The sequence below is a fragment of the Flavobacteriales bacterium genome (assembly GCA_026129465.1).
Taxonomy (GTDB): Bacteria; Bacteroidota; Bacteroidia; order Flavobacteriales_F; family PHOS-HE28; genus PHOS-HE28.
Map to the genome: position 1 here is coordinate 850205 of JAHCIA010000001.1, position 12558 is coordinate 862762.

Here is a 12558-nt window from a genome sequence, read left to right on the forward strand (position 1 = left end):
CCGCATCATGGTCATGGCCTGTCGATGAATCCTCCGCCGATCACGTCATCCCCGTCGTAGAAGACGGCGCTTTGGCCCGGTGCGATGCCTGTGACCGGTGCATGGAACTCCACTTTCACGCGTTCGCCTTCCATGGACAGTGTGGCGGGTGTGCCGACATCCTTGTAGCGGATCTTCACGTGGGCCTCCGCCCCGTCATGCAACGCCGCCACCTTCTGGAAGTTCGGGCGGCGCACCCACATGGTGGTACGCTTCAGGTCGTCCTTGCGCCCCAGCACCACGGTATTGGTCTCCGGCACGATCTCCGTCACATACAGCGGCTCACCGGTGGCGATCCCCAGGCCCTTGCGCTGCCCGATGGTGAAGAAGGGGTAGCCATCGTGCTCGCCCAGGACCTCGCCGCCCATACCCACCAGTTTGCCTTGGGCCAACGCCGCGATGGTCTCCGGTTCCTTGCGGCGCAGGAAACCCCGGTAGTCGTTGTCGGGTATGAAGCAGATCTCATAGCTCTCGCTCTTGCTGGCGAGTTCCGGGAATCCGCTGTCGAGGGCCATCTTTCTGATCTCGCTCTTGCGGAAGTGTCCGATGGAGAAGCGGGTGCGGGCGAGGTTCTTCTGCTCCAATCCCCACAGCACATAGCTCTGGTCCTTGGTCCTGTCCACGCCCTTGCTCACTGTCCAACGGCCATTCCCAAGCTGGCGCACCTGGGCGTAATGGCCCGTGGCGATGAGTTCGCAATCCATCATGTCGGCACGCTTCAACAGCGCCTCCCACTTGATGAAGGTGTTGCAGAGCACGCAGGGATTGGGTGTTCGCCCGGCGAGGTATTCCCGCGTGAAGTCGCCGATTATCGCGTTGCCGAACTCCTCGCGGATGTCGATGATCATATGGTGGAAGCCACGGCTCACGGCCATGTTCCTGGCATCGTTGATGCTGTCCAGATCGCAGCAGCCGGTGATGCGCTTGCCACCGCTGGCATCGGCGTAGTCCCAGGTCTTCATGGTGACACCGATGACCTCGTAGCCCTGCTCATGCAGCATCAAGGCGGCCACGGAACTGTCCACCCCGCCGCTCATGGCCACCAATATGCGTCCGTGCTTGCTCATCTATCCAATCGTCGATCCCTTCGTCAACAAGGTCAGCTTCCAACCTTCGATACATCAACATCCTTGGCGACCCCCCATCACTGCTCCACACCGGCCTTGTATACCACCCGTTTGGTCAGCTTGCCCTTCTCGTCGTATTCCTTCACCTCACCGTCCAACAGGTCGTTCCGGTAGGTGCCTTCACGCTTCTTGGTCTGTCCTTTCAACACGCGCTGTTCGAAGGCCGGTACACCCAACACGGGGTCGGCAGGCACTTTCTCCATGCCCCAGCGGCCGTTGTCGTACCACTCCGTGAAGGGCCCCTCGCGCAAGCCCTTCCTGTAATTCACTTCGGAGCGGAGCTGTTCATCATCGTAGAATTCCTGGAAGGTGCCGTTCTCCTTTTTCTCCCGCACCAACTTGCCCCGGCTGTAGAGGACCTGCATCTGCACCGTGCCGTCCTTGTTGTAGTAGATCCAGGCGCCGTCGCGGTCGCCGTCCAGCATGCGACCCTCGATCTCCTTCTTCCCGCCGGGATAGTAGAAGGTCATGGTGCCGTTGGCCACCCCGTCCTCGTAGCGTGCCTCATTGCGTGGCGACCCATCGGCGAACCACGCCTGTTGTTGCCCATGCAGCCTACCGTTGCGGTAACGGTCATGCTCGGCCACCCTGCCATCCGCATAGTAGCTGATGCGGTCGCCGTGCAGTGTGCCGTTGCGGAATTCCTCCTTGCGACGCATGGCCCCCTGCTCGTCGAAATAGCTCCACACGCTGTCCTTCCGCTGATCCACATACCTGCCTTGGGCCATGAGCTTGCCACCCGGGTGGAAATGCTCCGCCCGGCTCACGCGGCCGTCACCAGTATGGCGCTGGATGGTGGTGAGTACACCCGCCTCATCGTAGTGCCGGAACTCGCCCACCGGCTTGTCGTCCTTGAAGGTGCCCGCGTAGCGCAGGCGCCCGTTATGGTCCCAAGCCCTGGCCCATTCACCCTGCTTGCGGCCCTGGGCATCAGTGCGGTTGGGCGCCGGCTGGGCCAGGGCCACAGCGGCCATGTACAGGAAGAGGCCGGGCAACAGCAGGCGGAGGGTCATCGCAGGCAAAGTTACGGGCGCACAGGCAGGGCGTTCCGGCGCGGTGCTTCTACCTTTGGACACCGCCATCCACCAACGGGCGCATCACCCATGAAATTCTTCATTGACACGGCCAGCCTGGCCCAGATCCGAGAAGCCCGCGACCTCGGGGTGCTTGACGGGGTCACCACCAACCCTTCCCTGATGGCCAAGGAGGGCATCAGTGGTACGGACGCCGTGATGAAGCATTATGTGGACATCTGCGAAATAGTGGACGGCGACGTGAGCGCCGAGGTGATCGCCACGGACTTTGAGGGCATCGTGCGCGAGGGGGAACATCTGGCCGCCCTGCACCCGAACATCGTGGTGAAGGTGCCGATGATCCGCGATGGTGTGAAGGCCCTGAAGTACTTCAGCGGCAAGGGTATCAAGACCAATTGCACCCTGGTATTCAGCGCCGGGCAGGCCCTTTTGGCGGCGAAGGCGGGCGCCACCTATGTATCCCCATTCCTGGGGCGGCTGGATGACGTGAGCACCGATGGCGTGGCACTGATCGAGCAGATGCGCACGATCTACGACAATTACGGTTTCGGCACGGAGATCCTCGCGGCGAGCATCCGGCACCCCATGCACATCATCCAATGCGCCGAGGTGGGCGCCGATGTGGCCACCTGCCCGCTGAGCGCGATCACCGCGCTGTTCGACCACCCGCTGACCACCATCGGGTTGGAGAAGTTCCTGGCGGACCACCGCAAGGCCGCCGAGCGCGGCGTGAAGGCCTGAGCCAACTAGCGGGCTTCGACTCCATCGACCTCCAGGTCGCGCAGGTATTTCCAGGCCTCCGGCACGCACTGTATGATGTCCCCGGCGGTCATTCCGTCCAGACCATGATGCAGGGCCGCGAGGTCGCCCGCCTGACCATGCGCCCAGACACCCAGCAGCGCGGCATGCAAGGCGGACAAGCCCTGGGCGCGCAAGCCGGTGATCAAGCCCGTCAGCACATCGCCTGAGCCGCCCTTGGCCATGCCCGGGTTGCCGGTAGGGTTGAAGAACACCTGGCCGTCGGGAGCGCATATCGCTGTCCAAGCGCCTTTGAGGACCACCACCGTCTGATACCGTTGCGCCATGGCACTGGCACTGTCCAGGCGCTCGGCTGCGGAAGTGGCGCGTGCCCCGTGCAACCGATCGAACTCCCCTGGGTGGGGTGTGATGATCGTATCCGGAGGAAGAAGCGCCGCCCAAGTGCGTTCCTCGGCCAACAAATTCAAGCCATCGGCATCGATCACCAGAGGGGCCGAGGGAACCTGGATTAGTCGCTTGAGTACCGCCTTCGTTTCCTGGCGCGTTCCAATCCCAGGGCCGAATCCTATTGCCGTGATCCCCTTTTGATCGGACACTTCCGATATGTATCCTGAAGCGATATCGAGCCTGCACAAAGCCTCTGGCGAGGAGGAATGAAGCACCGCCATGGCCGCTTGGGGCACATGCGCGGTGACCAGGCCCACGCCCGTGCGCAGGGCGGCGCGGGTGGCCAATACGGCCGCGCCGTACATGCCGTGTGATCCTGCCATGATCATCGCATGTCCGAACAGGCCCTTGTGCGCGAACCGCGGCCTGATCGGGAGCAGGGAGGCAAGGTCCCGATCCTGGATCAACCAGCGTTGAGTGCCGGATGTCCGCAGGGCCAGTGGGTCCAGCCTGATCTGGACCAGCTCCCATTCGCCCACCTGCAGCGCATGATCGGCCAGGAAGAATGGCAGCTTGGGCAGTTCCACCCCAAGGGTCAGGGTGGCGCGGACGACCGTGGAGGCATCGTTGGCGGTATTGTCACCAGCGAATAGACCGGAAGGAATATCAATGGCGATCACCTGGCACCCGGACCGGTTCATCGCGCGGACCAGGTCGGCGGCCATACCCTCCAACGGACGGTCCAGCCCTGTACCGAACAGCGCATCAATGATCACCTCACCATCGCAGGACCAGCCATCGGCCGTCCTGATGTCACGGATGCTAACGCCCGATGCGGCCGCCTCGGCCAGCATGATCACATGCTCCGTGCTGGCGGTGCTGCGATGAAGCAGGCGATCCACGGTGACTTTCAAACCCCTCGACTTGAGCACCCGTGCGATGACCAGACCATCGCCGCCATTATTGCCCATACCCACCACGACGCGGTAGGTGATCGAGGCGGGGTCACCCCATCTGCCGCGACGATGATGGTGAAGGATCCTCTCCGCCAGGCGCTGACCAGCGCGCTCCATCAGGTCCGCCGACGTTATCGGCTCGCGAAGGATGGTCGCGGCATCCACCAAGCGGATGCTTGCGGCGTCCAGTACGGGCAGCATGGTGCGTGAAAGGTAACCTCGATGGGAATGGCCGTAAAAAACAAAGCCCCCCGGAAGATCCGGGGGGCTGTTGTCAAAGCCTTCGTCCAGAATTACTGGAAGTAGAAGTTCAGGTTGATGGAAGCACCGCTGATACCGGTGTCGAGGCCGAAGGCGCTGCCCTTGGGTCCGCTCTCGATGGTGCGGGTCTCCAGACCACCGCTGGTGCCCAAAGCGGGGTTCCAACGCTCTTCGCTGCGCTCGCCGTAGCCCTGGCTCGACAGCATCAGGCCCCAGGTGTATTCGGCACCCAAGGAGATCTTCGGAGCGCAGAACCATTCCACGCCGGCGAAAGCGTTCAGGCCGAAGCCGAAGGTGCTGCCGTTCTTGCGCTCGGTGGTGCGGCCATTGCCGAAGCTGCCCGTGCCGGGCTCTTCGCCGTCACCCACGCCGGGGTTGTCGGCGTTCAGCGCGTTGCCATAGGTCCAGGCGGTCTTGCTGCTCATGAGCATGATGTTGGCTTCGCCACCATAGACGCCCACCACGCGGCTGCTACCGATCCGCTTTTCCAGACCGCCACCCAGCACCAGGGCGAAGTAGTTGTCCTTGCGCTCGTTCTCAACGGTCACCGGCGCCAAGGGGGCGGGATCCGGCTGGATCGTGGCGTTCACCAGATCGGTCACTTTCGTGGAGCCGAAGCCGATGCGCAGTTTGCCACGGTAGGCGGTATTGGCATCCACCAGCTTCTTGCCCTGGATCGCCCAGTAGGAGTTGGGGAAGTCGAACGAGGGACCACCATTGTTCATGTTGCCATTGAACAGGTTGCCCACGTATTGCAGAAAGGGCTGAGCATCGATGGTCAGGCCCCAATCACCATCCTGGCTCAGCCAGTTCTCACCGCGGTTGCTGGTGATCTCACCCGTTTGGGCGGACACCGCTGAAGCGGCGACGATCGCTGCAGCGAAAAGTACAGTCTTCTTCATGACGAACGTTTTTGGTTTGCGTGCTTTCGGTTTGATCGCGAAGGCTCTTGGCGTCCAAAAGTAGCCCCTCTCGGTTCAAGCCTTGGTGAGCGTATCCTGTGATTTCAACAGTTGGATGTTCGGAGTGGCATCGTAGCTGCCCATTCGTCGATCCCAGAGAGGCATTCGTCCGCCAAAAGCCGGGGCAAAAATAGAAAAGTCCGTTCAACGAGCAAGTCAACCTTCACGATGTTCCAACATGGGCACGAACCTGAAGCGCCCGTGTTCGGTCTGGACATGGTCCTCCGGGCCGCGGCGCACCAAGCGCAGCATGGTCTGCTCCGCACCGGCGCCCACAGGCACCACCATGATGCCCCCCACTTTCAGCTGGCCTTTCAAGGCCTCCGGTATGAAGGGTGCGCCACAGGTGACAAGGATCCTGTCGAAAGGGGCTTCCCGGGGCAGCCCTTGGAAACCGTCGCCATGGTAAAGGAAGGCCTTCACCCCCAGGCGCTTGAGGCGGTCCTTGGTGGCCAGGTACAGGGGTTTGTGCCGTTCGATGGAGAAGACCTTGGCGCCCATGGCGGCCAGCACGGCGGTCTGGTAGCCGCTGCCAGTGCCGATCTCCAGTACGCGCATGCCGGGAGATACGGTGAGGAGCTGACTCTGCATGGCCACGGTCCATGGTTGTGAGATGGTTTGCCCGCAACCGATGGGAAAGGCCGAATCGACATAGGCCATTTCCAGGAAGGCCGTATCATCAATGAACAGATGGCGGGGCACCTGCTCCAGCGCGGCGAGCACGCGGGCATCGGTGATCCCCTTCCGGGCCAGATCGGCCACCAGCTTCTTGCGCAGGCCCTTGTGCCGGTATCCGTCCTCCATCGCTTCCTTGCGGTGGCAAAGCTAATCGCCCTGCCCGCCGGCGCGCGGCGACTACTTTTGGCGGCCCGCTTCGGGGCACTGCTCGGAAAGGCTTCGGCATCACCATACTCAACATGAACAACCCGGTCAAGCTTGGTGTGATGGGTGCGGGACATCTGGGACGCATCCACATCCAGCAGGCGCTGCAAGCCGAAGGTGTGGAACTCGTCGGATTCCACGATACCGATGCCGAACGTCGCGCGGCCATCACCGCCGAGTTCGAGGTGATGGCCTACCCGGATGTGGCGAGCCTGATCGGGACCTGCGAGGCGGTGGACATCGTGACCCCGACCACCACACACCATGCGCTCGCCTTGCAGGCCATGGAGGCCGGCCGGCATGTCTTCATTGAGAAGCCCCTCTCCACCGACATGGCAGAGGCCAGGGACATTATGGATCGCGCGCGCAAGGCAGGCGTTATCGTCCAGGTGGGCCATGTGGAACGCTTCAATCCGGCATTTACCGCGGCCCGGCCCCACTTGAAGGACCCGATGTTCATCGAGACGCACAGACTGGCGCAATTCAACCCGCGGGGGACCGATGTGAGTGTGGTGCTCGATCTCATGATCCACGATATCGACATCGTGCTGCACACGGTGGGGCATCCTGTGAAGGATGTCATCGCCAGTGGCGTGGCCGTGGTGAGCGATACGCCGGACATCGCCAACGCGCGCATCGTCTTTTCCAATGGATGCGTGGCCAACCTCACGGCCAGCAGGATCAGCCTGAAGAACATGCGCAAGTCGCGATTCTTCCAACGCGACGCGTATATCTCGGTGGACATGCTGGAGAAACGCACCGAGATCGTGCGCATGCGAACCCTTGAAGGGGAGCCGGACCCCTTCGCCATCACGGTGGATCTGGGACAGGGCAAAGGACGAAGGGAGATCTCCTTCGAAAGACCAGAGGTGCCCGCCACGAACGCCATCCGGGACGAACTGCAGGCCTTTGCCCGCAGTGTTCGCAGCGGCCATGAGCCCCCGGTGACCGCCGCCGATGGCGCGGCGGCCTTGGAGGTGGCGCTGAAGGTCCTGGCCTGTCTGGACCAGCCAACTGGAGGGCCCGCATACTGATCGACCGCTTCCATGCGTTGCCCGCCCGAAAGGAGGATGACCCGACCCCTACCCCTGCTGCCCCTGGCATTCTTTGCACTGCTCGCCTGTAACAAAGGCGACAAGGTGCCCTCCTACCTGGACATTCCGAGCGTATCGCTGACCACCACCGGACAGCAGGGCAGCGCCACCAGCAAGATCACCGACGCTTGGGTCTTCGCGGATGAGGAATTGATCGGCGTGTGGGAACTGCCGGCCAGGGTGCCTGTGCTGCGCGACGGGGCCTCCACGATACGTGTCACGCCCGGCATCAAGCGCAACGGCATGTTCGACGATCGCCTGCGCTACCCCTTCTATTCATCCTGGACCAGCCATGTGGAGTTTTCCCTTCGGGAGGTCACCGCCGTGCAACCCACCGTCAACTACATATCGCAGGCCGGCTTCTGGATCGAGGCCTTCGAGGAACCTGGTTCGGCCTTCATCACATCCGAGGCCAGCGACACCACTTTGTTGCGTTTCACCCCCGCACAGTATCCGGAGGTGGTCCTGAACAACTCGCCATGCGGCGGCTTCATCCTCGACGCCGACCACCGCTACATCAGGATATACACGGACGAGGACTTCCAGGTGCCCGGCGGTCCGGTGTTCCTGGAAATGGACTACCGCAACGATATCACTTTCACGGTGGGCGTGTTGTTCAACTCGGGTGGCCAGCCCGTATCCCTGCCCTATGTCTATGTGGTACCCACCACGCGGCCCGATGGCCAGACGGCATGGAACAAGATGTACATCGACCTGTCCCCCGTCTTCAACCAGGGTGTGACCGAACGCGACATCTATTTCGAAGCCTCCCTGCCGTCGGATATGGGGCATGGCCACGTCTATCTGGACAACGTGAAACTGGTGCGTCTGACCCCATGAACAGCAAGCGCGCACAGGTGGCCAAGTACGTGCTGAGCGATCTGCTCGGTTCAGCGGTCGCATGGGCGCTCTTCTACACCTACCGCAAGACCTATTTGGAGCCGATCAAGTTCGGCATGCCGGTGCCCATCGAGTACGACGCCAACTTCTTCAAGGGACTTGCGTTCGTTCCGCTGTTCTGGTTCGGCCTCTACACGGCCATCGGTGGATACAGCGACGTCTTCCGCCGCTACCGCACCAAGGAATTGGGACAGACCCTGCTGATCACGTTGATCGGCACCGTGTTGATCTTCTTCTCCCTGCTGCTGGACGATGTGGTGGCCACACCGCGGTATTACATCCAGTCCATCCTTGCGCTGTTCCTCATCCAGTTCGCCTGCACCCTCCTGCCGCGCTTCGTGCTCACCAGCCAAACGGTGAATCGTGTCCACCAGCGGAAGATCGGCTTCAACACCGTGATCGTGGGTGGCAACGAGCGCGCGCTGGCCACTTTCGAGGAGATCGAGGCCATGCCCAAATCGCCCGGCAACCGCTTCATCGGTTTCGTCAATGTGAACGGTGGCGATCAACTGCTGGCCGCGAAAGGCCTGGCCAGGCTGGGCAAATGGAATGAATTGAGGGGGATCATCGAACGCCACCAGGTGGAGGAGGTCATCGTGGCGGTGGACTCCGGTGAGCACGAGCACATCAGCCGCATCATGAGCGAATTGGAGGGCAATACGGTGCGGGTGAAGATCATACCGGACATGTACGACATACTCTCGGGCTCGGTGAAGATGACCAGCATATTCGGCACACCGCTGATCGAGGTGAACCCCGAGATCATGCCCGCCTGGCAATTCAGCTTGAAGCGGCTGGTCGACATCGCCGTGAGCTCGCTGGCCTTGCTATTGCTCGCACCGGTCTTCCTGGGGATCGCCATCCTGGTGAGATTGTCGGGCCCCGGTCCGATCTTCTTCCGCCAGGAGCGCATCGGCAAACACGGGCGGCCCTTCATGATCGTGAAGTTCCGCAGCATGGTGCACGACGCCGAGAAGGACGGCCCCCAATTGAGCAGCACCCACGATCCACGCATCACCCCCTTCGGCCGCTGGTTGCGCCGCACGCGCATGGACGAACTGCCGCAATTCTGGAACGTGCTCAAGGGTGAAATGAGCCTCGTGGGGCCAAGGCCCGAGCGCCAGCACTTCATCGATGCCATATCGGAAGTGGCCGCCCACTACCACCACCTGCATAAGGTGCGGCCCGGCATAACCAGTTGGGGGCAGGTGAAGTTCGGCTATGCCGAGAACGTGGACCAGATGGTGCGCCGCCTGAAGTACGACATCCTGTACATCGAGAACATGAGCCTGGCCGTGGACCTGAAGATCCTGGCCTACACCGTGCTCATCATCCTCAAGGGCGACGGCAAATAGTGGCGCAAGATCCTGCGCCACTACATTGCCGCGCCAAATACGTTCCCTAACATGAAGATCTCCGTCATCGGTGCCGGCCAGATGGGCAATGGCATCGCCCACGTCTTTGCCCAGAGTGGTCATGGCGTCACGCTCATCGACATCGCCCAGGCCAACCTGGACAAGGCCCTGGCCAACATCGCCAGGAACATGGACCGCCAGGTGGCCAAGGGTGGCCTCACCGAAGAGCAGAAGAAGGAATCCTTGGGGCGCATCGCCACCAACACGGACATGAAGGCCGGGGTGAAGGACGCCGAACTGGTGGTGGAAGCGGCCACCGAGAACATCGACCTGAAGCTCCGCATCTTCCATGACCTTGATGCGAGCGCACCGGCGGGTTGCATCCTCGCCACGAACACCTCGTCCATCAGCATCACGCGTATCGCCTCAGCCACCAAGCGCCCCGGGCAGGTCATCGGCATGCACTTCATGAACCCCGTGCCGGTGATGAAGCTCGTGGAAGTGATCCGCGGCTACGACACCACGGACGACGTGACCAGGACCGTGGTGGACCTGAGCACGGCGATCGGCAAGGTGCCCGTGACCGTGAACGACTATGCGGGTTTCGTGGCCAACCGCATCCTCATGCCCATGATCAACGAGGCCATCCAGACTCTCTGGCAAGGCGTGGGCGGTGTGGCCGAGATCGACACCATCATGAAGCTGGGCATGGCACATCCCATGGGGCCGCTGCAATTGGCGGACTTCATCGGCCTGGACACCTGCCATGCGATCCTGAAAGTGCTGCACGAAGGGCTGGGTGACACCAAGTACGCGCCCTGCCCCCTGCTGGTGCAGATGGTGACCGCTGGCAAACTGGGCGTGAAGAGCGGCGAAGGCTTCTACAAGTACACCCCGGGGAGCAAGGACCTGGTGGTGGCTCCGGCATTCCAGCGTTGAAACGCATGCCTCAGGAAGTGCTGCTCCGCGAAGCCGGGGTAGCGGATATCCCTGTGATCCGCGATATCGCGTTGCGCACCTGGCCTGTGGCCTACCGCGATATACTGTCCGCGGAACAATTGGCCTACATGCTGGAACTGATGTACAGCGTGGCCGCCTTGCGCGCGCAGTTCGCCAGAGGCGATCGGTTCCTGCTGGCCGGCATGCGCGATGGTGAGGTGGGCTTCGCTGGGTTCACACACCATCACGATGGCGTGCGCACCACCAGATTGCACAAGCTGTATGTGCTGCCCGGAAAGCAAGGTACCGGCGTTGGGATGGCCTTGCTGAACGCGGTGGTCGCCGCTGCGAGGGAAGCCGCGGACGAAGCCGTGGAACTGAACGTGAACCGCTTCAACCCAGCGCGCCACTTCTACGCACGCCAAGGATTCCACATCGAGCGCAACGAGGTGATCGACATTGGCCTTGGCCACGTGATGGACGACCACGTGATGCGCCTGGACCTGGCCAGCGCCTAATCGAACACCAGCACGGTGATGCCTTCGCTGGCGGAGGGCCAGTTGCGCGCCCGCATGGTCCGGCCGTTCAGGGTCACCTCGGCGGCACCACCGGGAACGAAGAAAAGGTCCACGCCGCTGAGGAAGGGGAACGACCCGAAAAGGCCCGCCGCCGTCCCCTCGCTCTGCCCATTGTTGTTCGCATCATAGAGGAACCAGGCGATGGTGCAATTCGAGGCGGGGGCGAAAGTCGGTGTGGCGAGGTAGGTCCCGTTGGCCGTGAGGTCGTCGCGGCCCGCCTCCACCGCCTGGCTGGCGGTGAACACGGTGAGCACGCCCTGGGCGTCGTCGGTGGGCAGTGAAGAAAGCAGGATGCCCGCCAACGAAGTGGGCGGCGGCATGGTGCGCAGGTACACCAGCCGGTCCGAGGCGATGAAGGGTTCGCGGTAGTAATGGATGCGGCGGCCACCCGGCGGTGTGATCTCGAACTCGTACCATGTGTTCGCTTCGGCGGAGAAAGGTCCCCAATGCCCGGTGGTGCTCGTCGTGAAGGAATGAGCTGGCTCATTGCTCAGGCGCATCCCCGTGGCGGGGTCGGTCTTGAAGACAAGAACCGGTGCTCCGGAGATCGGCTCATTCTCGCCGAAAGTGACGGCCCTGCCCGCCACGGTTCGTGCGCCGTCAGCCACGAGGTCCGTGGTGGCGGGAGCTTGACCCCTGAAGAACGCGAACATGGCCGCGAACGCTTCAGCACTGGTGGCCACTTGATAGTGGTCCTGGCCGGGGAGTTGCACGTTCACCGCCCCATTGATGTTCCCGCCGGAAGCGATGGCGTCATCAGGCGACCAGATGTTGAGTGTGGGCACGTTGCCACCCGGGCCAGCCGGTCCGGCGGCCGCCGAACTGCCGATGTGGACATAATGGGCCACCTTGGCCGCCCGGCCAGCATCCGCCAGATAATCGTAGCCCAGGCCGCCACCTGCACTATGGCCCACCAATTCCACTTGTGCAGCACCGGTTTGTGCCAGAACCTGGTCTATGAAAGCATCCAACAGGGCCACATGACCGCTTCCTCCGACCGTATTGCGGTCGTGCACGAAGATGCGGTCGGTGCAGTAGCCGTTCTGCACCATGCGCTTGGCCTGGCCCGCCCAGGTATCGCCGGAGGCCAGTGCGCCATGGCACATCACCACGGGAAGCCATTGCGCCTCGCAGCTGGATCCTCCCCCACCACCGCCTCCTGTGGGAGGAGCGGGTGGCGTGGCGTCGTCCTTCTTCTTGCAGCCAAGGGCCAGCAGCAGGGTGCCGGCCAATAGGATCCGGGAAATGTTGGCAGTGCGCATCATGTAAAGAGGTATTGTGCGAA

Annotated in this window: 12 protein-coding genes; 6 read left to right on the top strand and 6 right to left on the bottom strand. The window is 62.3% G+C overall.

Features of this window, described 5'->3' with window-relative positions:
* Positions 1 to 11: 11 nt before the first annotated feature.
* Positions 12 to 1106: a tRNA 2-thiouridine(34) synthase MnmA gene (gene mnmA / locus KIT10_03560; GenBank protein ID MCW5898325.1), complete on the bottom strand. Its 1095-nt coding sequence runs from the start codon at positions 1104 to 1106 to the stop codon at positions 12 to 14.
* Between the two features lie 77 nt (positions 1107 to 1183).
* Positions 1184 to 2179: a hypothetical protein gene (locus tag KIT10_03565; GenBank protein MCW5898326.1), complete on the bottom strand. Its 996-nt coding sequence runs from the start codon at positions 2177 to 2179 to the stop codon at positions 1184 to 1186.
* 90 nt (positions 2180 to 2269) lie between these two features.
* On the opposite strand from KIT10_03565, the gene fsa reads away from it, so the two are divergent.
* Positions 2270 to 2941, top strand: a complete 672-nt coding sequence (gene fsa, locus KIT10_03570) for a fructose-6-phosphate aldolase (GenBank protein MCW5898327.1) — start codon at positions 2270 to 2272, stop codon at positions 2939 to 2941.
* Between the two features lie 5 nt (positions 2942 to 2946).
* Here the strand turns inward: fsa and KIT10_03575 are convergent, their stop codons facing one another.
* The 3 genes from KIT10_03575 to KIT10_03585 form a co-directional block, all read right to left on the bottom strand.
* Positions 2947 to 4503: an NAD(P)H-hydrate dehydratase gene (locus tag KIT10_03575; GenBank protein MCW5898328.1), complete on the bottom strand. Its 1557-nt coding sequence runs from the start codon at positions 4501 to 4503 to the stop codon at positions 2947 to 2949.
* Between the two features lie 92 nt (positions 4504 to 4595).
* Positions 4596 to 5465, bottom strand: a complete 870-nt coding sequence (locus KIT10_03580; GenBank protein ID MCW5898329.1) for a hypothetical protein — start codon at positions 5463 to 5465, stop codon at positions 4596 to 4598.
* A gap of 216 nt (positions 5466 to 5681) precedes the next feature.
* A complete protein-coding gene (locus KIT10_03585) occupies positions 5682 to 6329 on the bottom strand; it encodes a protein-L-isoaspartate(D-aspartate) O-methyltransferase (protein ID MCW5898330.1) in 648 nt (215 codons plus the stop codon).
* Positions 6330 to 6469: 140 nt separating this feature from the next.
* On the opposite strand from KIT10_03585, the gene KIT10_03590 reads away from it, so the two are divergent.
* From KIT10_03590 to KIT10_03610, 5 genes are read left to right on the top strand one after another with little or no spacing between them, the layout of a single operon-like run.
* A complete protein-coding gene (locus KIT10_03590; protein ID MCW5898331.1) occupies positions 6470 to 7441 on the top strand; it encodes a Gfo/Idh/MocA family oxidoreductase in 972 nt (323 codons plus the stop codon).
* Positions 7442 to 7477: 36 nt separating this feature from the next.
* A complete protein-coding gene (locus KIT10_03595) occupies positions 7478 to 8341 on the top strand; it encodes a hypothetical protein (protein MCW5898332.1) in 864 nt (287 codons plus the stop codon).
* On the top strand, positions 8338 to 9756 hold the full coding sequence (locus KIT10_03600) for a sugar transferase (GenBank protein ID MCW5898333.1): 1419 nt from the start codon (positions 8338 to 8340) through the stop codon (positions 9754 to 9756). Before KIT10_03595 ends, KIT10_03600 begins: the two co-directional genes overlap by 4 nt.
* Positions 9757 to 9807: 51 nt before the next feature.
* Complete coding sequence (locus KIT10_03605) at positions 9808 to 10695, top strand: 3-hydroxybutyryl-CoA dehydrogenase (protein MCW5898334.1); 888 nt, start codon at positions 9808 to 9810, stop codon at positions 10693 to 10695.
* A complete protein-coding gene (locus tag KIT10_03610; protein MCW5898335.1) occupies positions 10692 to 11213 on the top strand; it encodes a GNAT family N-acetyltransferase in 522 nt (173 codons plus the stop codon). Before KIT10_03605 ends, KIT10_03610 begins: the two co-directional genes overlap by 4 nt.
* Here KIT10_03610 and KIT10_03615 read toward each other — a convergent pair.
* A complete protein-coding gene (locus KIT10_03615; protein MCW5898336.1) occupies positions 11210 to 12538 on the bottom strand; it encodes a hypothetical protein in 1329 nt (442 codons plus the stop codon). The genes KIT10_03610 and KIT10_03615 overlap by 4 nt on opposite strands.
* Positions 12539 to 12558 lie beyond the last annotated feature (20 nt).

Bases quoted from the DNA above. Each gene is read 5' to 3' on its own strand.
- KIT10_03605 (MCW5898334.1), top strand. From the start codon at position 9,808: ATGAAGATCTCCGTCATCGGTGCCGGCCAGATGGGCAATGGCATCGCC.
- mnmA (MCW5898325.1), bottom strand. From the start codon at position 1,106: ATGAGCAAGCACGGACGCATATTGGTGGCCATGAGCGGCGGGGTGGAC.
- KIT10_03585 (MCW5898330.1), bottom strand. From the start codon at position 6,329: ATGGAGGACGGATACCGGCACAAGGGCCTGCGCAAGAAGCTGGTGGCC.
- KIT10_03575 (MCW5898328.1), bottom strand. From the start codon at position 4,503: ATGCTGCCCGTACTGGACGCCGCAAGCATCCGCTTGGTGGATGCCGCG.
- KIT10_03580 (MCW5898329.1), bottom strand. From the start codon at position 5,465: ATGAAGAAGACTGTACTTTTCGCTGCAGCGATCGTCGCCGCTTCAGCG.
- KIT10_03615 (MCW5898336.1), bottom strand. From the start codon at position 12,538: ATGATGCGCACTGCCAACATTTCCCGGATCCTATTGGCCGGCACCCTG.
- fsa (MCW5898327.1), top strand. From the start codon at position 2,270: ATGAAATTCTTCATTGACACGGCCAGCCTGGCCCAGATCCGAGAAGCC.
- KIT10_03565 (MCW5898326.1), bottom strand. From the start codon at position 2,179: ATGACCCTCCGCCTGCTGTTGCCCGGCCTCTTCCTGTACATGGCCGCT.
- KIT10_03595 (MCW5898332.1), top strand. From the start codon at position 7,478: ATGACCCGACCCCTACCCCTGCTGCCCCTGGCATTCTTTGCACTGCTC.
- KIT10_03590 (MCW5898331.1), top strand. From the start codon at position 6,470: ATGGGTGCGGGACATCTGGGACGCATCCACATCCAGCAGGCGCTGCAA.
- KIT10_03600 (MCW5898333.1), top strand. From the start codon at position 8,338: ATGAACAGCAAGCGCGCACAGGTGGCCAAGTACGTGCTGAGCGATCTG.